Below are 18,741 nucleotides of genomic sequence, written 5' to 3' on the forward strand. Positions count from 1 at the left end.
CTCGATTCGGGGACTCTGGCCCTGGGCCATGCATCCCCCCGACCGCAGAACCTTTGGAGTAAACCTTGATGGAACTTTTGATCAATCAGGTGGGTTACGACTGCGACGCCCAGAAGATCGCCCTGCTGCAAACCAGCTCTCCCCACGATCTTGGCGGCTATGTCCGGCTGCAGCGCCTCGATGATGGCCAGACGCTGTTTGAAACACCGTTGCAACCGGCCGGTCGGGTGGATGGGTGGCAGGGGCGGACCTACTGGAAAGCCGATTTCTCCCCCTGCAAGGAGCCCGGCCACTACCGGCTGGAGGCGATCACCGCTCAGGGCATAGTGCGCTCCGCCCGCTTTGCCATCGGCCCCGACCTGCTGGCGAGCCGCTGCCTCTCCGATGTCATTCACTATTTCAAGGGACAGCGCGCCAGCGGCACCTTCGATCGGGCCGACCGCAACGCCCGCCTGTTTGGCACTGACCAGTGCCGGGATGTGCACGGCGGCTGGTTCGACGCCAGCGGTGACATGAGCAAGTATCTGAGCCACCTCTCCTACGCAAACTACCTCAATCCCCAGCAGACCCCCATGGTGGTGTGGGCCCTGCTCAAGTGCCGCGAGCTGCTGGCGACACGTCGCGACATCGACGGCATCAACCTGTGCAAGCGACTCAATGACGAAGCGCTGCACGGTGCCGATTTCCTCTGCCGCATGCAGGATGAGAGCGGCTTTTTCTACATGACCCTGTTCGACAAGTGGAGCAAGGATCCCGAGCAGCGGGAACTGTGTGCCTACGCCACCCAGCAGGGGATCAAATCCGCCGACTGGCAGGCGGGCTTTCGTCAGGGCGGGGGCATGGCCATCGCCGCACTGGCCCGGGCCGCGCGCGAGAGCATCAGCGGCGATATCGATGCAAGCGGCTATGCCGAGGCGGCGCGGCGCGGCTACCTGCACCTGCGCGAGCACAACCACGCCTATCTGGACGATGGCTGCGAGAACATCATCGACGACTACTGCGCCCTGCTGGCGGCGGTCGAGCTGACCAAAACGCTGGGGCCCGAGTGGCTCGGCGAGGCGCGGGATCGGGCCGGCAAGCTGTGCGCCCGCCAGCACAGCCACCCGGAGCTCGGCCACTACTGGTCCGCCAACGAGGATGGCTCGCGCCCCTACTACCACGCCGCCGAAGCGGGCCTGCCGGTGCTGGCGCTGCTTGAATATTTGGGGGTAGAGCCGGATCGGGAGCGCAAGGCCACGGTGCAGAGCGTGATCGAGCAGGCGCTGGCCGCCGAGCTGGCGCTGTGCGCCCGGGCGGGTAACCCCTTCTCTCTCGCTCGCCAGTATGTGAAAGGGGTTGGCGAGCCACCGCGTATCAGCTTCTTTATGCCCCACCACAACGAATCCGGTTACTGGTGGCAGGGGGAGAACGCCCGACTGGCCTCTCTTGCCACCATGGCCTTTGCCGCCGCCACCCAGTTGCCTCGCCAGCGCAAGCTCCTGCTCAATTTCGGTCAGCACCAGCTCGACTGGATCCTGGGGCAAAACCCCTTCAATGCCTGCATGCTGGCGGGCCACGGCATCAACAACCCGAGCTACACCGCCGGCTACCCCAATGCGCAGGGCGGGATCTGCAACGGCATCACCGCCGGCTTCGATGACGAGGCTGATGTCGCCTTTATTCCGCAAGAGTACAAGGAGCGGCTCGATCAAAACTGGCGCTGGGGCGAGCAGTGGATCCCCCACGCCGCCTGGTTTGCCCTGGCCATCAGCTGGCAAAGCGCGCTGGGAGGTCACCATGATTGAGTTCTGGGTCGGGGTAGATGGCGGTGGCACCCACACCCGCGCCCGTATTCGCAACCGGACGGGCAAACTCCTGGGCGAGGGACGGGCCGCCGGCTCCAATCTGGAGCTCGGCATCCTGCATGCCCACGCCAACGTGCTGGCAGCCATCGCCAGCGCCCGGCAGACGGCCGGACTTGGCCCCGAGTGTGAACAGCAGATGGGAGTAGGCCTCGCGCTCGCCTCCGCCGAGCTGGCGGATTGCTATCACGCCATGCTGGCCATGCCCTTTCCCTTTGCCAGCGTCAAGCTGACTTCCGATGCCTTCGGTGCCTGTCTCGGTGCCTTCGGCGGCCAGGAGGGGGCCATCCTCATCGCCGGTACCGGCTCGGCCGGCCTCATTTATCAGGGCAGGCAGATCCGCACCTGTTCGGGGCGGGGTTTTCCCATTTCTGACTTAGGCAGCGGCGCCTGGCTGGGGCTGCGCGCCCTCCAGCAATCCTTGCTCTGCCACGACGGTATCCTGCCCCCCAGCACCCTGGCGGTGCGACTGATGGATCACTTCAAGCGGGATCAGGCCCAGGTGGTGCGCTGGGCGGCTCGCGCCATCCCGGCCGAATATGGCCACTTCGCCCCCTGGGTATTCGATGCCGCAAGCGATGGCGACGAGCTCGCCTGCCAGCTGCTTGACGAAACCTGTACCCAGCTGGCGCAGCTGCTGGATGGCATGCAGCAGCTTGGCGCGCACCGGATCGCCCTGCTTGGTGGCATCGGCATGCGTCTCGCCCCCCGCCTCGCCCGTTTCAACCTTGCGACCCCCAAGGCCGATGCCCTTGACGGCGCCATCCTGTTTGCCCAATCGGAGGAATATCCATGTCTACACCCCTGATCCACACCCAGGTCGTCCGACGTGATGGCGAAGATGTCTGGTTCCGGTTCAATCTGTCTCACTTGCCGGACGCCCAGTGGAAGCTCCACTTCTGCCTGGCACGTCACATCGACCCCGCGTCGGTACAGGGGGGCCGGCTTGAGCGCCAGAGCGGCAGTTACAAGGTGCTGGCGCCCCAAGGTAGCAACAGCGAGCTGACTTTTTGCTGCCGCAATACCCCCATCAAGCGGCTCTCCGACATGCCGCAGGGATTTTTCCTGAGCCTGCCGGAGGCCGCCACGGGTGCCAGCCTGCAACCCGTCACCCTGGCCGGGCAGGATATTGCGCTGGATGCCCCCGCCGTCAGTGAACCCGACCTGCCACCGGTGGAGCCCCTGTGCGGCATAGTACCGCAACCGGCCCAGCTCGCCCTGCTGGAGGGAAATTTCAGGCTGGCGGAGCGTGCCCACGTCAGTGGACCGGGCAACCTGAGCGCCCTGCTGGCCCACTTCAACGAGCTCACCGGGCTGGCCCTGGATCAGGATCACGATGCCGGGATCCGCCTCATCGAGGCCCCTCTTGCGCCCGAGGCCTATCACCTGGCCATCACGCCAGAGGAGATAGTGATCAGTGCAGCGGGCGAGGCGGGCTGGCGCCACGGTCTGGTCAGCCTGGCCCAGTGGTACCTGCAACACGGCGAGAGCCTGCCCTGCGTCAAGCTGGAGGATGCCCCCCGCTTTGGCTTTCGCGGCATCTTTCTCGACTGCGCCCGCCACTTTCACAGCACCGCGACCATCAAGCGTCTGCTCAAGCTGATGAGCCTTTACAAGTTCAACCGCTTCCACTGGCATCTGACCGATGACGAGGGGTGGCGCCTCGAAATCAAGGCCTTCCCGGCGCTCACCGAGCAAGGAGCCTGGCGGGGCCATGGGCTGGCGGTGGATCCCCAGCTGAGCGGCGGCCCCGAACCTTACGGTGGCTACTACACCCAGAGCGAGGTGCGCGAACTGGTGGCCTACGGCGCCGGGCTCGGCATCACCATCATCCCGGAGATCGACATTCCGGGTCATTGCCATGCGGCCATCAAGGCACTGCCCGAGTTGCTGACTGAGGAAGAGGATCGCTCCCGCTACTTGTCGGTACAGCATTTCGACGACAACGTGCTCAACCCGGCGCTGCCGGGCACCTACCAGTTCCTGGAGACGGTGATCGACGAGGTGTGCGAACTGTTCCCGGGATCCCAGGTACACATGGGCGGGGACGAGGTACCGACCGGCGTCTGGACCGACAGCCCGGCCTGCCAGCAACTGATGGCGCAACAGGGATACCAGGAGTGCCGCGAGCTGCAGGGCCATCTGCTGCGCCACTGCCAGCGCTATCTGGCCGGCAAGGGCAAGCAGATGCTGGGTTGGGAGGAGATACTGCATGGCGACAAGGTGAGCCGGGAGGCGGGGATCTGCGCCTGGACCAGCTTCCAGGCGGGGCTCGATGCCGCGGCGGCGGGCTATCCGGTGGTGATGGCCCCGGCCCAGTCTCTCTATCTGGACATGGCCTGGAACCAGGACATTCACGAACCCGGCCTCTACTGGGCGGGCACCCTTAATCTGGAGCAGGTCTACGCATGCGACCCGGCTCCGGCAGATTTCCATGCCAACGATAACATCCTCGGGGTATTGAGCCCCCTGTGGTCAGAATTGATCACCTCCCGTGATCGTCTCGACTACATGCTGTTTCCGCGCATGCTGGCGACTGCCGAAGTGGCCTGGAGCAATCCGGCCCACAAGGCATGGGATCATTTCGCTGCCCGTCTGCCGGGACAGTTGCAGATCCTCGACCAGCAGCAGGTGCGCTACCGGATGCCACAGAGGTAATGTTGTCTCTTTTTGGGCGGCCTGCTGGCCGCCTTTTTTTATAAACCACCAACAAAAATACAACTTTCCTCTACCTTTTCTCACCATATCCTGACAAAATTCGGCGCCCAACGAAACCACCCTACCCTTCATATGGAAAAGAAGCACTCCGGGTCGGATATGCCACACTTAAAAAACTTCATTATCAATAACAAAAGGGGTGCATGATCATGACTCACCGAGAGGTCCACACTGTGGATAGCGAAGTGGACGTTCCTGCCGATGTGCAGCTCGTCTCCACGACCGATCTTCGCGGCGTGATCACCTACGCCAACCCCGCTTTTTGCGAGATCGCCGGCTACAGCAGCGAAGAGTTGCTGGGCCAGAACCACAATATGGTGCGTCATCCCGATATGCCCAAGGTCGCGTTTGCCGATCTGTGGCTGCGTCTCAAGGAGGGCAAACCCTGGCGCGGCATGGTGAAAAATCGCTGCAAGGATGGCCGCTACTACTGGGTCGATGCCTATGTCACTCCCATCTATGAGGGCGACCAGATCTGCGGCTACCAGTCGGTACGCACCCGGCCGGACCCCCGTCACAAGGAGATTGCCACCCTCACCTATCGCAACCTGCTCAGAAGCGAGCAGGGTCATGCCAGATTGAACGTCTCGCTGACCAGGGTGCGTCATCTGCTGGTGCCCGCCCTGCTGCTGGCCATCCTGGCGGCGGCCGTCCACTGGCATGGCTGGCTGGGTGCTTTATGGATGTTGTTGCCCCTGCTGCTGCTCTCCGTCGCCTACTGGCGCGAGCTGTTCGCCCTGCCCCGCTACCTGCATCAGCTGGAGCACGAATATGACAGCCTGACCCGGCTCATCTACTCGGGGGACAAACCCGGCGCCATAGCCGACTTCCACCTCAAGATGTGGCAGGCCCGCATCCGGACCGTGCTGGGGCGGGTCAATGATGCCACCCATCCGCTGCAGACCCTGGCAACCAACCTGCAACAGGCTTCCCACCAGGCCTATCACGACATCACGGAGCAGGATGCCCAGACCCAGCAGATGGCCACCGCCATGACCGAGATGGCCAGCACAGCCCAGGAGATCGCCCGCAATATCCAGGATACCAATCAGCAGGTGAGCGAGGCCCGCAACCACTGCATGGATACCGATCGACAGCTCGGCCAGACCGAACAGCAGATAGAGCAGCTCACCCGCCAGGCCGAGCAGGCCTTCCACTCCGCCGTGGAGCTGGCCAGCGAGTCTGAGCGGATCGGTACCGTGATGGTGGAGATCCAGGGCATCGCCGATCAGACCAATCTGCTGGCCCTCAACGCCGCCATCGAGGCGGCACGCGCCGGCGAGCAGGGGCGCGGGTTTGCGGTGGTTGCCGACGAGGTACGCACCCTCTCGACCCGCACTCACAAGGCGACCGAGCAGATCCAGGGCAGCATCACCCAGATCCAGCAAACCCTGGGACAGTGGAAAGTCATGATGCAGAGCAATCTGGAACAGACCCGGCGCTGTGCCGAAATGACCCGCCAGGGCTCCAGCAGCCTGCACGATGTGCTCGATGAAATTGAGCAGGTATCGGAGTTTTCGGCCCAGATCGCCGCCGCCGCCGAGCAGCAGCAGGCGGTGGCGGAAGATATCAGCCGCAGCATCAACCAGATCTCCCAGTACTCCCGGGCCAACAGCGAGCAGATCCAGTGCGTGGACGCGTCGAGCCAGCAACTGCTGGAACGGGCCAAGCAGCTCAAGCGGATCAGCCAGACCTTTGGTTGAGCGGCTTGTCAGGCAAGCAGCAGAAGCGCCACAATGGCGCTTCTGCTTTTTGGGAACCTGACACCATGTCCATCACCGCCCCTCTGCCCATCAACAAGGTCGCCCGTATCGAGGCCATCATCGCCCTGATCCCGCCGGGAAAGGTGGCGAGCTACGGTCAGGTCGCCGATCTGGCCGGCCTGCCAGGGCGCGCCAGGTTGGTGGGCAAGGTGCTGCGGGAAACCGACAAGGTGTTGCCCTGGCACAGGGTGATAGGGGCCGGCGGCACCATTTCGCTGCCAAAAGGTTCGAACGGATTTGCAGAGCAGACCGGGCGCCTGCAAGAGGAGGGCGTCGTGGTGATAGGCGGGCGAATCAGGATGCGGGAGTGGCAGTGGCAGCCCGATCTCGCCGAGCTGCTCTTTCTGTTACCGTTTTGACGAGACGACGGGGCGACGCTACTCCAGCAGGGCCAGGATGGCATCGCTGCGCACTTGCACCGGAATGGTTTCATCCTCGCGCTGCACCAGCACCAGCAGGCTCTGCCTATCCACTTCCAGCACATAGGCCGTCCCTTCCCGGGTCAGATAATTCATGCCCGGACGGATCTCGCTAATCTCCATCACAACCTCCATGTTCCAACGCTGCACTCCTTGCAGCCGGCTCTCAGTATATCGCCTCCAATAAACAAAGAGGCCCCGTATCGGGGCCTCTTGCTCATCAGGCTTTCTTCGCTTTTGGCAAGCTCTGTTGCCAGGTGCCGTTGTCGTAGTGGGCGGTCCAGCCAGTTGCCTTGCCGTTGACCTCGCTCATCACGTATTGCTCCTTGGTCTTGCGACTGAAGCGCACGATGGCGGGGTTGCCGTCTGGGTCGGTCTGCGGTGCTTCAGCCAGGTACTTGTGCTTGGCCGAGATGCGATCCTTGAAGCGCTTGAGCTCTTCCACCAAGGGCGCGCGGGTTTCGCGGGATTTGGGGAAATTGCTGGCCGCCAGGAACAGACCAGCCGCCCCGTCACGCAGCACGAAGTGTGCATCGGACTGGGTGCATTTCAGCTCGGGCAGCGGCACCGGATCCTCTTTCGGCGGTGCGATATCGCCATTTTTCAGGATCTTGCGAGTATTCTTGCAGGTCTCGTTGGTGCAGCCCATGTACTTGCCAAAGCGGCCGTTCTTGAGCTGCATCTCGGAACCACAGCGATCACACTCGATGCTCGGCCCTTCATAGCCCTTGAGCTTGAACTGGCCCTTCTCTATTTCGTAGCCGTCGCAATCCGGGTTACGGCCACAGACGTGCAGCTTGCGGCTGTCGTCGATGATGTAGGCATCCATGGCAGTGCCGCAAACGCCGCAGCGGTGCTTGGCGCGCAGGGCATCGGTTTCGGCCTCGTCACCATCGGTAGCGGAGACGAACTCGTCGGCGGAGACCAAGTTGATGGTCTTCTTGCAGCGCTCTTTGGGCGGCAGGGCATAACCGGAGCAGCCGAGGAAGACGCCGGTGGTGGCGGTGCGAATGCCCATCTTGCGACCGCAATCCGGGCAATCGATGTCGGTCAGCACCATCTGGTTGGCACGCATGCCCCCCTCTTCCGGTGCCTTGTCAGCCTGCGCCAGCTCCTGGGTAAATTCGGCGTAGAAGGCATCCAGCACCTTCTTCCACTCCAGGCTCCCTTCGGCGATGCCATCGAGCTTGTCTTCCATCTTGGCAGTGAACTCGTAGTTCATCAGCTCGACGAAGTTCTCAACCAGACGGTCGGTGACGATTTCCCCCATCTTCTCGGCGAAGAAACGGCGGCTCTCGACCCGCACATAACCGCGATCGACGATGGTGGAGATGATGGAAGCGTAAGTGGAAGGACGGCCGATGCCGCGCTTCTCCAGCTCGCGCACCAGCGCCGCTTCGGTAAAGCGCGCGGGCGGCTTGGTGAAGTGCTGGCGCGGATCCAGCTTGACCAGTTTCAGCACCTCGCCCACGGTTACCGCCGGCAGCTGGCTGTCTTCACCCTTGCGGCCCATGGGGGGCAGTGCCTTGGTCCAACCGGCGAAGCGCAGGGTGCGACCACGGGCCTTGAGCTCGAACTCGCCCGCCTTGACGGTCAGGGTCGAGGAGTCGTACTGGGCCGGTGTCATCTGGCAGGCCACAAACTGGCGCCAGATGAGGTCGTAGAGGCGCATGGCGTCCGGCTCCATCCCTTCCAGCATCTCGGCAGTCACCTGCACGCTGGAGGGACGGATCGCCTCGTGGGCTTCCTGGGCATTGGCCTTGGCGCCGTACAGATTCGGCTCGGCCGGCAGATAGGCTGCGCCATACTGCTCGCCGATGTATTCACGCACCGCGTCGACCGCCTCTTTGCTGAGGTTGGTGGAGTCAGTACGCATATAGGTGATGTAACCCGCCTCATAGAGACGCTGGGCCATCATCATGGTCTTCTTCACCCCGAAGCTCAGACGGGTGGAGGCCGCCTGCTGCAGGGTGGAGGTGATGAAGGGAGCGGACGGCTTGGAGCCGGTCGGCTTGTCTTCCCGGTTCACCACCTTGTAGTCGACCCCTTCCAGAGCGGCCACGGCGGCGAAGGTCTCGGCCTGGGTCACCGGCTTGAAGTCGGCGCCATTGCGGCTGACCACTTCCATCCGCAGATCAGCTTTATCACCGGTCAGCAGATCGGCGTTGAGATCCCAGAACTCCACCGGCACGAACGCCTTGATCTCGCGCTCTTTATCGACGATGAGACGCACCGCGACCGACTGCACCCGGCCGGCGGAGAGGCCGCGAGCCAGCTTCTTCCACAAGAGCGGAGAGACCATGTAACCCACTACCCGGTCGAGGAAACGACGGGCCTGCTGGGCGTTGACGCGATCGATGTTGAGCTCGGACGGCTGGGCAAAGGCCTCCTGGATGGCGCTCTTGGTGATCTCGTTGAACACCACACGCTTGTAGCGGCTGTCATCGCCACCGATGATCTCGCGCAGGTGCCAGGCGATCGCTTCCCCCTCTCTATCCAAGTCGGTTGCGAGATAGATGGTGTCGGCTTTCTCGGCCAGACTCTGCAACTCGCTGACCACCTTCTCCTTGCCGGGCAAAATCTGGTAGTTGGCCTGCCAGCCCGCGGTCGGATTGATACCCATACGGGCGAACAGGGCCTTGCGCTCCTTGGCCGCCTTCTCGGATTCGCTCAACTTGATGCCGCGAATGACAGGTTTCTTGGGCTCGGTGCTGGCACTGCCGCTGGTAGGCAGATCGCGAACATGACCGACGCTGGATTTCACCACGTAGTCCTTGCCCAGATATTTGTTGATCGTCTTGGCCTTGGCCGGAGACTCCACTATGACCAGTGATTTGCCCATGCTGTAACTATTATCCTCATTGCACCCGACGGGGTTGGTGTGCGGTTTTGTGGGGCTGTATAAGAGATTTGACGAGAAAAAGCAATCTTGTGAACAAATTTGCCAGACCAGCCCGAACTACCATGCTTCTTTATTTATTAATGCGAAGGGTGCGGGCCAGACGCAACCGCTTTTTCAATTTTCTGCCATACCGCTCCTCTTTTTATATCTGAAACGACATAAAAACAGAGGATGGTTATCGGGTTGTTACAAAAACATAAAATCTCTTTATAATGGCCCCACCCCGACGCATTGCGCGCGGAAGGAACCGCTACCCATCATAAAAATCGAAAGGATGTACTCAATGAAGCACTTCGAGGTCAATTTCGACGGTCTGGTCGGCCCGACCCACAACTACGCCGGCCTCTCCTACGGCAACGTCGCCTCCCAAAGCAATGCCCAGGAAGCCTCCAATCCCAAGGAGGCGGCCAAACAGGGGCTGCGCAAGATGAAGGCATTGACCGAACTTGGCATGACCCAGGGGGTGCTGGCCCCGCAGGAGCGGCCGGATCTCGCCACCCTGCGCCGCCTCGGTTTTACCGGCAACGATGCCAGGGTGCTGGAACAGGCAGCCAAACAGGCCCCTGCCGTACTGGCGGCCTGCTATTCAGCCTCCAGCATGTGGACGGCCAACGCAGCCACCGTATCACCGAGTGCCGACACCCAGGATGGCCGCATCCACTTCACCCCTGCCAACCTGACCAACAAATTCCACCGTTCCCTGGAGCCCGAGGTTACCGGCCGGATCCTGCGCGCCGTGTTCAACAACGAGCGCCACTTCAGCCACCACCTCCACCTGCCGGAAAACGATCACTTCGGCGATGAAGGGGCCGCCAACCACACCCGGTTGTGCCGCGCCTATGGCGAGGCGGGGGTCGAGCTATTCGTCTACGGTCGCAGCGCCTTTGATCTATCCCACCCAGCGCCCAAGCGCTACCCGGCCCGCCAGACTCTGGAAGCGAGCCAGGCCATCGCCCGTCTCCATGGCCTTGGTGACGAGAGCGTGGTGTTCATCCAGCAAAACCCGGATGTGATCGATCAGGGGGTGTTCCACAACGACGTGATCGCGGTGGGCAACCAGAACGTGCTCTTCTTCCACCAGCAGGCGTTCCTCAATACCGAGTCGGCGCTGGCCGAGGTGCGCACCAAGTTTGGCGAGGGAGAGCTGCACTTCATCGAGGTGCCGACTGCGGAAGTTTCGGTGCTGGATGCGGTTAAATCCTATCTGTTCAACACCCAGATCCTGACCCTGCCCTCGGGTGAAATGGCCATCATCGCCCCCACCGAGTGTCGCGACAATCCGGCTGTATCAGCCTATCTGGACAAGCTGCTGACCCAGGGCACCCCGATCAAGCAGGTGCACTACATGGACGTGAAGCAGAGCATGCGCAACGGCGGCGGACCCGCCTGCCTGCGACTGCGGGTCGCCATGAATGACGAGGAGCTGGCCGCCGTCAATCCGGCCTGCCTCATCAACGATGCCCAGTTCGCCCGTCTGGACGCCTGGGTGGAACGTCACTACCGCGATCGCCTGACCCTGGACGATCTGCGCGACCCCTCCCTGGTGCTGGAGTCCCGCAATGCACTGGACGAGCTGACCCAGATCCTCAAACTCGGCTCCGTCTACCCGTTCCAGCGCTGATCCTGCCTCGCTGCACAAGGCCGCCGATAAGGGCGGCCTTGTTTTTTATGCTGTTTTTCATTCCCGCAGAACAGGCAACCGATGCATATTGTGCAGAAAAACAGCACACAACTTGCTGATAAGCATGAAATTTGAGCGGGATGTATCAAAAAATCGACGAACAGTCACTTTTTACAGCCAGAAGGGTGCGCAAGGGGTTCACAAAGCCCAAGGATCTGTTAGTATGCGCCTCGCACTTGGGGAGGGGTTCCCGAGCGGCCAAAGGGATCAGACTGTAAATCTGACGGCTCTGCCTTCGAAGGTTCGAATCCTTCTCCCTCCACCATTCAAGTGCAACAATCAGGAAAATACCCCGTGGAGGGGTTCCCGAGCGGCCAAAGGGATCAGACTGTAAATCTGACGGCTCTGCCTTCGAAGGTTCGAATCCTTCTCCCTCCACCATCTTCCTGAACAATTTGTGTAGTGCCCCTGTGGAGGGGTTCCCGAGCGGCCAAAGGGATCAGACTGTAAATCTGACGGCTCTGCCTTCGAAGGTTCGAATCCTTCTCCCTCCACCATCATTCAAGAAAACCCGGCCCTGCGCCGGGTTTTCGCCTTTTGGCTCCTCGCCTATCCTCTGCTTGCTGTCAGATCTGACACTTGTCAAAATCCTGGCTATTGCGCATCGTGGATACATCTTCATTGGAGTCTTCATATCATGTTTGAAGTCTGGGACCAGGATGGTCACGCCAACGGACTCACATTGCAGGCACTCAAGCTCAGGGTCAGCCGCTATCAGGGGGACCTGATGGTGCGTTACAGCAACAAGCTGGGGCTGCCTACCACCCTGTTCCTGACGGTGCATCAGGGGGTTGCCTACCAGCGCTTCAAGGCGGGCTCCCCGAAGCTGAACTGGGAGTGGTTGGCCCGGGCCGGCAATGGCCGCGTCCCCCGCCACTTCATGAACAGCCACTTTCCCCGGTTGCACCTCGCCCACTGATCTGCCCCCAGGCTCTGTCCCCAGAACGCGGCTGGCATGCCAGCTCGCGCCTTCCCGGCGTCCCCTGCTAAATTGCATGATGACGTAGGGACGAGTACAATCTCGCATCCCGTGTTTCCGGTGCCTCCCCTGTGAACGTGCAGCATGGAGACACCGCCGGGTCGTGGCGCATCGAGAAGCTGCTCGAGCCCCGCTCAACCCATACGACGCCATCAGGTGGCGCCGTCCTGATTTGCAATCAGAACGCAACATAACATACCACCATAAATTCAGTCACTTACAACAATATTCAAATTGATATCCATGGAACTATACACAATGCTAGTATGAGACTGCGTTGAGTATTAGGGGCTTCTCATGAGCGATTTGATCGATGTGTTGAGTAAATTTTCTGTACATGACTTGGCTAGAATGCTGGCAGAGAGGATCGAGGCTGACAGTCAGAGCACGTTCAAAAATCGTCATGATTTGGGCGGGGGCATAACACTATTCAAACAAAAAGGCAGCGCCAGGTGGCACTGTAGAGTCCATCAACCAGCAGATGGCATTCATGACTATCGTCAGAGTACACGGAAACTCGACTTACGAGATGCAACGTCCGAAGCACATCAAATAGCACTGATGTTAAAAATTAAATTATCGAGTGGTGTTGCGCTTAAAAAGGGTATTACGTTTAAAACAATAGCGAATGAAATCGTTCAATTCTACTTGAAGCGCTCTAAGCCTATAGATACATACTACATAAGCTTGATCAAGAATCACCTCCTTCCATATTTTGGTGAGCAAGAGATTGCTAGCATCAACGATAGATCAGTTAGACTGTTTTGGAATAAATACTGTGAGACTCATGATGCTCCAGGAAAATCACTTGCCAACTCAATCCATATTGTATTGAGAAGGATCTTGCTTGAAGCAAAAGAACAAGCCCTCATAAGCTCGATACCTGACATGAGCAATAAAGTAGAAACTAAAAATATTATAAAAGGAGAGTGCTGGGAACCTAATCAAATAAAAACAATTTTTGATAAATTAACTAAATGGCAATCATTATCCCCAACAAACACCGATAGAGTAATTTTTAACTTGTATTGCAGGTTTCTTTATTTAACCGGTATTAGAACAGGGAATGAGGCACTTGGTGTTAGATGGGATGATCTAAAAACAGAAAAAGATTATTACTTAAAAGTACGCAAGGGGAAAATGGAGGGCACGATAAAAGAGGGCCGTGAGATGATTATTTCAAGGAGTGGGCAGGAGAGCAAGGTTATAATTGAGGTAATGTCTCCGCTAGCTAAAATACAGGGATTTGAAAAAATTTCTGAAGCCAAAGCTAAGGCTCCAAGCCAGTGCTTATTCGAACTAAAACGTCCTGCCGAAATTTGGCGATCTTTCGCTGATGAGATGGAAGTTGAAGGAACATTGTATTGGTTCAGGCATACCTATATAACTAATGAGATACTTAGGGGAGAGCCGCTTGCATACATTGCTGCGCAGGTCGGCAACAGCGTAAAAATGATCGAACGGCACTACTCTCATGCAACTATGAGACGAATTCGAACTGCTGAATTGGATAGAAATAAAAAAGACAAATGATAAATAGATAGATTTCTAACGTTGAATAAAAATACTATCACTACCATAGCGAGTGAGTGATATCTGAGCACAATTGAAATTTAAACACCCGCGTGTTAGCTTCGCACACGCTCGTGCCACTTCGTTGTTATTCGATTTGTATTATTAGGCGCTTCGCTTTAAAATTTTAGGGCTTCGCCCTCATTTTATCAAAAAATTGACACCCGCATAAATTCTTGTATATGGTCGGGACTTTATTATGAACAGATGGCATTACTATTTTTAGTTATGGAAATCGTTAATTGTTTACCAGCCAAATTGAAATTCGATGGCACACTACTTTTCCATGATTTTCCATGAAGAGGTGGTTATTTCTATGAACATCATTATGATGAACCCACTTATCTCAAGATGAGGGCTGAGGGTGATAATACCATTTTCATGGCTGGTATTAATTCTGTGTATGGCTACTAAGCTTAAAACGCATAGATTGACATCATAGCGAACAGAAAAGGAACTGGCCATCATGATGCTCAGTGTTTTACACTGAGCAATAGAGATACTGAGTTTTTTTCGTAATAAGACGAGTCTTCCTTTAAGAAGATCTTCTTAAACAGCAGGAACATGAAATGGCTAAGACCCTTGTAGAACAAGGGCTGTAAGAGAATTTAAAATCAATTTTCGTACCATGAATTAACGTAGCGACGCACCATGCTTTAACGCTGATTGCGTACATCGCTTTAACGTCATGGATTACTCTTTTCTACAGCCCCATTGATGACTCTTAAACGCTTCACCTGGACTTGCTTATTCGAGCCAACCTTGTCATTAAACCGAACTCTCCAGCCGTCCAACTCGCTGAGCTGCTTCAGTGCAGTAACAATCTCAGCACGTTTACGCCTTATCTCTTTTTTTTCATACTCTGTTTTTGATTTAGGTTGGTGAGGCTTGTTTGGCTCACCCCAAATCCTCTGTACTAGTGTATCTATATAAGGAGATAAGTGGTAGCCATGATTGATATTGAATGAAAGCCATGCATGAAGTAGCTTAGCTATATTTGAACTAAGCAAACGACGTTCCTCCAAACATATCCTAGCGTATTGTCCCCCATCGACCGCATATGCAATTTTGGAGTTCAACACAACATAGACGACATCTTCCTCACCAATGACTGATGTGTTGTTGATTAGATAACTCAGTAGCCCAGATCTCCACTTTCTCTCTCCCTTAAATATAAGTAAATTAACATTATTTAATCTATTTAAGCATTTCTTCAACCTATTGTATTCATGACCCGATCTATTCCACCCTAGAATGTTTAAAATGTCGGTCTGTGTAGTAGTTACTAACGCACATTGTTCAGTTTCAGCATCAAAACTTACATTCAAATTACTCCACAATAGAGTCGACTTCGGTCCGGTATTAGCTGACGAAATTATTTTACTCTCTATACCAGCTAGGGCGATTAATGCGAGAAGTACGCTTTGGTCTGAGCTATCAAGCCCTTCTGCCAATTCAGCACACAGTCTTTCATGACCACTTTCAATATCTAGTGTAATATTAATTGGACGCTTACCACTTGGCATAGGCATGAACAACCCAGGTATTCGCCCTAAAAATGGGGCAGCCAGAGCGAAATTCTTTACATTGTGGTCATTATTTTTAGAAATTTTCATCAACTATTTCTTTAGTTTTTTCATTTTTACAGGGTGGCTGGATATTCTTATCTTTCCTAGTGTTTTGGGCTCCTACCAAACGACTATCACGGTCTATGACAACCAAGGTATCAATAGTTTTTCCTTTTGTGGTTTTCCCTATAGCCTCGATTTTTAGATTTATTTCCATTTTTAATCCATCGCTCCCCTCCTTATTTTTGGTGCATTCTAATTTAGTAGTTAGCGCATCATTGCCTTCTATCTTAGCTATAAAATACTCACTGTCTAATGCAGCTTTGAATGAATATGCCCCTCTTGCTCCCTGACCCAAATCTTTTCCTGTGTGATGCACAATGAGAATTGTCGCACCAGTTTTGCATTTTATTTCATCACAACCGGCGATGAATTTCCCCATATCCTCAGCAGAATTCTCATTACCGATAAAACTACGTGCAAGCGTATCAATAACAATCAATCTTACAGGCAAATTAGTTTCTTCTTGAACATTCTTTGTAGCCAAAATTAAATCAGTAACAACCTGTGGTTGTGATACAAATATTGGTTGTGATATACGGTACAGATTGTCTAGGTCATGCCCATCATTGTATTTATTAATCCAGGCGTGCATGCGTTTTTTCATGCCATTGCTTCCCTCGGCAGCAACATAGATTACAGCACCATGTTTTACATCCCTGCCCTGCCATTTCTTCCCTGATGCGATCCGACAGGCAATATCCATTATAATGAACGATTTTCGCGAACCGCTGGGACCGTAAAATCCAGCTAGCGAATTTTCGTCTAAAAGATCTTCAACTAAAAATTGGTCGTGATCGAAATTTATCGATCCAGCGCCCCTTTCCATAATAAATTTGTTTTTCGGGGAAGATATAGTTTCCATTTCCAATCCACTAATAGAACAATAAAATAAAAAGATCCAAATGTTAACATTAATTCATCAATTAAAATTAGCTAAACAGAAAACTCAGCTACGGAAACCAAAAAAACGCTCAATATACTATCATTAGCTATACAACTAACAAGCAAAAATAGCTTTTAATAGGTGCTAGTAGGCGTTGTTGCCCAAATCAGCCAGCAAGCGACGGTGGTATCCCGATATCTTCTTCCAGTGCGCCAGACCTTCCTTGCGCATCGCCAGCACCGCTTCATTTCTTGTTCTATAACCCCGCGTGCTTGCGAGGCGGGATACAGGCTGTCGCCCCTTTGCGTGAGATAAGCGGATCCCAGCTTGCGCCGCAGTGGATTGAGTAAGGTGGGCAGGACATCTTCCAGCGAGACTTCTGCTGCCACGATATCGTGGGTTGCCGAGTCCACCGCCAGATGTAACTTGCGCCACACTCGCCGCTTCTCGGCGCCGTGTTTTCTGACCTTCCCTCGCCTTCGCCAAATACCTTCAGGCCAGTAGAGTCGATGACCAGGGAACTGGGAACGATTCATACGCCCCTTGGCGGGTTGTCGATAGGCCACCGTCACCGTGCGTGCTCGCTTGCTGACACAGCTATAGTCCGGCGCGCGCAGCGGTAAGTTCATCAACTCGGACAAGGAGTCGAGTAGCCCCTGAGTTGCGCGAAGCGTGAGGCTGAAAATCCCTTTGGGCATCAGGAAGGTAGGGATAGTTTGGTCGGTGTAGAGCTGGCTGCGTCCCCGTCGTCAGTGATGGGGTGAAGCGATGCGCCCATGATGCAGAGTTGAAGAGGGATGGTAGTGATCAGATCACAGAGCCCTAAGTTAGTTCCATTCAATCTGCATCAATTTGGGCAACAACTCCGACTGGCTGGAATGCCAGGCATGACTAATGATGGCCCTCTGAGATGCGGCTCCGTATGAGTGTCAACATCTTATGTCAGATACTTGTTTACACCTTTCTTAGCTCCTGAGGTATCGGCCAATTTTCCTTAAAATCCATAAATTCGGCAACAAACGAAGCCATCATGTTCTTAACAAATTCATCATATACGGATTGATTGATAGTAACATGTAGGAATGACTCCACTCTCAAGGAATCTCCTACTGCGGCTAGGAAATCCGCATCTTGAAAGGTTAGTGTCACTGTGCCACTTTTTTGATTCTGGCTCAGAACGATCTGCTGATTAGACATTTTCCACCTCGAAATGATGCTTATATGCAGTGTCATTATATGCGTGTACTCACAGCCGTGTACAGTGCGCCGTATAACGTAGACCATAGATCCTCTAGTGAGGAGATAAAATGGATTCTGACGAGTTTGAGCTGGCGATGCTCGCAACTGCATTCGGTAAAAATGTACGAGAACTGCGGTCTGCACGAGGTATGCAACAGGAAAAACTAGCGCTAATTGCTGGTATAGACCGTGGTCATATGGGAAAAATCGAACGTGGGGAGACTAGGGTAACCCTTGAAAAAGTTTATTTGATCGCAAAGGCCCTTGGGGTCTCGCCTGCGTCATTGCTGCCATAGCCATAGCATGGCTGTTGGTCTTACCCAATGGCCCGCCCTGGATTTGCAATAAACTCGAACACACCAAACACCTCACCTTATCACTGCATACAAACCGCCCTGAGCTGGTTTGGTACAGTTTCAGCTCCAGCCAGTGCCAGGCGAAACCACACTCGTTGTCATCGGACGCATCAGGGAGATGCGTCACATTCGGCCAGAAGTTTGCCCACAAACGCTACATCCGTTGCTCCGTCGACCCTCACAGAGTAGCGATGATACTAGGCAGTCCTCTCATGAGGCCAGTCGGGAAAGGAGATCTTGTTTAGGAAATCGTCGGTGTCACAACTCACAAACGCATCGTCCAGACGGCCGATTAGGAAGCCGGCAGGTATCTCAATCCTCTCGTTGTGACTACAACAAAACCGTTGAAAACAACAACCCTGTGCCTGGGAGATATTCTGAAAAAATCGCTGATACCGAGATTGATGTACTGTAAGCATTTCACGATACTTATAATGCAAATGCCTGCGGGCATTGATGTACTGATCACTCCGTTGTCAGCTGACAATCGCCATCGCTGGACAGGACGAGTTCCATCTCACACTACCGATAATCCATCTGCCAGAAAGCACCGAGCCGAAGATCGGCCAGCAGCCAGGATTTCATTTCACGATACCGATAATGGGGTCGCCAGCGACTACTGAGGTGCAGATCACCTCGTTGTCAGCTGACAATCGCTGCCAGCCAGCAGCTTGGTTTCCATTTCTCGATACCGATAATGCGGTTTCCAGCGGCTACTGAGGCGCAGATCACCTCGTTGTCAGCTGACAATCGCTGC

The 18,741-nt window shown here is 55.6% G+C and carries 14 protein-coding genes, 3 tRNA genes and 1 pseudogene; 12 read left to right on the plus strand and 6 right to left on the minus strand.

Annotated elements, in window-relative coordinates; all coding sequences use genetic code 11:
* The first annotated feature begins 68 nt into the window (after window positions 1–68).
* The 5 genes from ACB034_RS19065 to ACB034_RS19085 all read left to right on the plus strand — a co-directional run bounded on the left by ACB034_RS19065 (window position 69) and on the right by ACB034_RS19085 (window position 6,681).
* Window positions 69–1,784, plus strand: a complete 1,716-nt coding sequence (locus ACB034_RS19065; protein ID WP_371173500.1) for a glycoside hydrolase family 9 protein — start codon at window positions 69–71, stop codon at window positions 1,782–1,784.
* The gene (locus tag ACB034_RS19070) at window positions 1,777–2,649 is read left to right on the plus strand and encodes a BadF/BadG/BcrA/BcrD ATPase family protein (protein ID WP_371173501.1); all 873 of its coding nucleotides are present in this window, start codon (window positions 1,777–1,779) and stop codon (window positions 2,647–2,649) included. Before ACB034_RS19065 ends, ACB034_RS19070 begins: the two co-directional genes overlap by 8 nt.
* Complete coding sequence (locus ACB034_RS19075) at window positions 2,634–4,499, plus strand: beta-N-acetylhexosaminidase (RefSeq protein WP_371173502.1); 1,866 nt, start codon at window positions 2,634–2,636, stop codon at window positions 4,497–4,499. Before ACB034_RS19070 ends, ACB034_RS19075 begins: the two co-directional genes overlap by 16 nt.
* Window positions 4,500–4,708: 209 nt before the next feature.
* Window positions 4,709–6,262 (plus strand): methyl-accepting chemotaxis protein, encoded by a 1,554-nt coding sequence (locus ACB034_RS19080; protein ID WP_371173503.1) that lies wholly within the window; start codon window positions 4,709–4,711, stop codon window positions 6,260–6,262.
* Window positions 6,263–6,327: 65 nt separating this feature from the next.
* Window positions 6,328–6,681 (plus strand): MGMT family protein, encoded by a 354-nt coding sequence (locus ACB034_RS19085; RefSeq protein WP_342012792.1) that lies wholly within the window; start codon window positions 6,328–6,330, stop codon window positions 6,679–6,681.
* Between the two features lie 18 nt (window positions 6,682–6,699).
* Here ACB034_RS19085 and ACB034_RS19090 read toward each other — a convergent pair whose 3' ends face one another.
* A complete protein-coding gene (locus ACB034_RS19090) occupies window positions 6,700–6,864 on the minus strand; it encodes a hypothetical protein (RefSeq protein WP_167335334.1) in 165 nt (54 codons plus the stop codon).
* Between the two features lie 97 nt (window positions 6,865–6,961).
* Complete coding sequence (gene topA / locus ACB034_RS19095; RefSeq protein WP_061475589.1) at window positions 6,962–9,583, minus strand: type I DNA topoisomerase; 2,622 nt, start codon at window positions 9,581–9,583, stop codon at window positions 6,962–6,964.
* Between the two features lie 343 nt (window positions 9,584–9,926).
* On the opposite strand from topA, the gene astB reads away from it, so the two are divergent.
* From astB to ACB034_RS19125, 6 genes are all read left to right on the plus strand, one after another.
* Window positions 9,927–11,264, plus strand: coding sequence for an N-succinylarginine dihydrolase (gene astB / locus ACB034_RS19100; protein ID WP_371173504.1), 1,338 nt, complete (start codon window positions 9,927–9,929; stop codon window positions 11,262–11,264).
* 240 nt (window positions 11,265–11,504) lie between these two features.
* A tRNA-Tyr gene (locus tag ACB034_RS19105) sits at window positions 11,505–11,589 on the plus strand.
* A gap of 31 nt (window positions 11,590–11,620) precedes the next feature.
* Window positions 11,621–11,705 (plus strand) — tRNA-Tyr (locus ACB034_RS19110).
* 31 nt (window positions 11,706–11,736) lie between these two features.
* A tRNA-Tyr gene (locus ACB034_RS19115) sits at window positions 11,737–11,821 on the plus strand.
* Between the two features lie 140 nt (window positions 11,822–11,961).
* Window positions 11,962–12,243 carry a hypothetical protein gene (locus ACB034_RS19120; protein ID WP_026458303.1) on the plus strand — a complete coding sequence of 94 codons (282 nt, stop codon included), beginning with the start codon at window positions 11,962–11,964 and terminating at the stop codon, window positions 12,241–12,243.
* A gap of 357 nt (window positions 12,244–12,600) precedes the next feature.
* A complete protein-coding gene (locus ACB034_RS19125) occupies window positions 12,601–13,836 on the plus strand; it encodes a site-specific integrase (RefSeq protein ID WP_257725215.1) in 1,236 nt (411 codons plus the stop codon).
* Between the two features lie 725 nt (window positions 13,837–14,561).
* On the opposite strand, the gene repC is transcribed toward ACB034_RS19125, so the two are convergent.
* The 4 genes and pseudogenes from repC to ACB034_RS19145 form a co-directional block, all read right to left on the minus strand.
* Window positions 14,562–15,491: a replication protein C, IncQ-type gene (gene repC / locus ACB034_RS19130; RefSeq protein ID WP_257124538.1), complete on the minus strand. Its 930-nt coding sequence runs from the start codon at window positions 15,489–15,491 to the stop codon at window positions 14,562–14,564.
* A complete protein-coding gene (locus tag ACB034_RS19135) occupies window positions 15,478–16,368 on the minus strand; it encodes a helicase RepA family protein (protein WP_139442179.1) in 891 nt (296 codons plus the stop codon). Before ACB034_RS19135 ends, repC begins: the two co-directional genes overlap by 14 nt.
* Before the next feature lie 186 nt (window positions 16,369–16,554).
* A pseudogene (locus ACB034_RS19140) lies at window positions 16,555–17,138 on the minus strand (IS5 family transposase); the annotation flags it as partial.
* 205 nt (window positions 17,139–17,343) lie between these two features.
* The gene (locus ACB034_RS19145) at window positions 17,344–17,586 is read right to left on the minus strand and encodes a hypothetical protein (protein ID WP_139442181.1); all 243 of its coding nucleotides are present in this window, start codon (window positions 17,584–17,586) and stop codon (window positions 17,344–17,346) included.
* A 110-nt stretch (window positions 17,587–17,696) separates the two neighbouring features.
* Between ACB034_RS19145 and ACB034_RS19150 the strand changes: the two genes are divergently transcribed.
* On the plus strand, window positions 17,697–17,924 hold the full coding sequence (locus ACB034_RS19150; RefSeq protein WP_081043428.1) for a helix-turn-helix domain-containing protein: 228 nt from the start codon (window positions 17,697–17,699) through the stop codon (window positions 17,922–17,924).
* Window positions 17,925–18,741 lie beyond the last annotated feature (817 nt).

Source organism: Aeromonas sp. S18(2024), from assembly GCF_041402525.1.
Lineage (GTDB): Bacteria > Pseudomonadota > Gammaproteobacteria > Enterobacterales > Aeromonadaceae > Aeromonas > Aeromonas enteropelogenes.

Bases quoted from the DNA above. Each gene is read 5' to 3' on its own strand.
- ACB034_RS19065 (WP_371173500.1), top strand. From the start codon at position 69: ATGGAACTTTTGATCAATCAGGTGGGTTACGACTGCGACGCCCAGAAG.
- ACB034_RS19070 (WP_371173501.1), top strand. From the start codon at position 1,777: ATGATTGAGTTCTGGGTCGGGGTAGATGGCGGTGGCACCCACACCCGC.
- ACB034_RS19075 (WP_371173502.1), top strand. From the start codon at position 2,634: ATGTCTACACCCCTGATCCACACCCAGGTCGTCCGACGTGATGGCGAA.
- ACB034_RS19080 (WP_371173503.1), top strand. From the start codon at position 4,709: ATGACTCACCGAGAGGTCCACACTGTGGATAGCGAAGTGGACGTTCCT.
- ACB034_RS19085 (WP_342012792.1), top strand. From the start codon at position 6,328: ATGTCCATCACCGCCCCTCTGCCCATCAACAAGGTCGCCCGTATCGAG.
- ACB034_RS19090 (WP_167335334.1), bottom strand. From the start codon at position 6,864: ATGGAGATTAGCGAGATCCGTCCGGGCATGAATTATCTGACCCGGGAA.
- topA (WP_061475589.1), bottom strand. From the start codon at position 9,583: ATGGGCAAATCACTGGTCATAGTGGAGTCTCCGGCCAAGGCCAAGACG.
- astB (WP_371173504.1), top strand. From the start codon at position 9,927: ATGAAGCACTTCGAGGTCAATTTCGACGGTCTGGTCGGCCCGACCCAC.
- ACB034_RS19120 (WP_026458303.1), top strand. From the start codon at position 11,962: ATGTTTGAAGTCTGGGACCAGGATGGTCACGCCAACGGACTCACATTG.
- ACB034_RS19125 (WP_257725215.1), top strand. From the start codon at position 12,601: ATGAGCGATTTGATCGATGTGTTGAGTAAATTTTCTGTACATGACTTG.
- repC (WP_257124538.1), bottom strand. From the start codon at position 15,491: ATGAAAATTTCTAAAAATAATGACCACAATGTAAAGAATTTCGCTCTG.
- ACB034_RS19135 (WP_139442179.1), bottom strand. From the start codon at position 16,368: ATGGAAACTATATCTTCCCCGAAAAACAAATTTATTATGGAAAGGGGC.
- ACB034_RS19145 (WP_139442181.1), bottom strand. From the start codon at position 17,586: ATGTCTAATCAGCAGATCGTTCTGAGCCAGAATCAAAAAAGTGGCACA.
- ACB034_RS19150 (WP_081043428.1), top strand. From the start codon at position 17,697: ATGGATTCTGACGAGTTTGAGCTGGCGATGCTCGCAACTGCATTCGGT.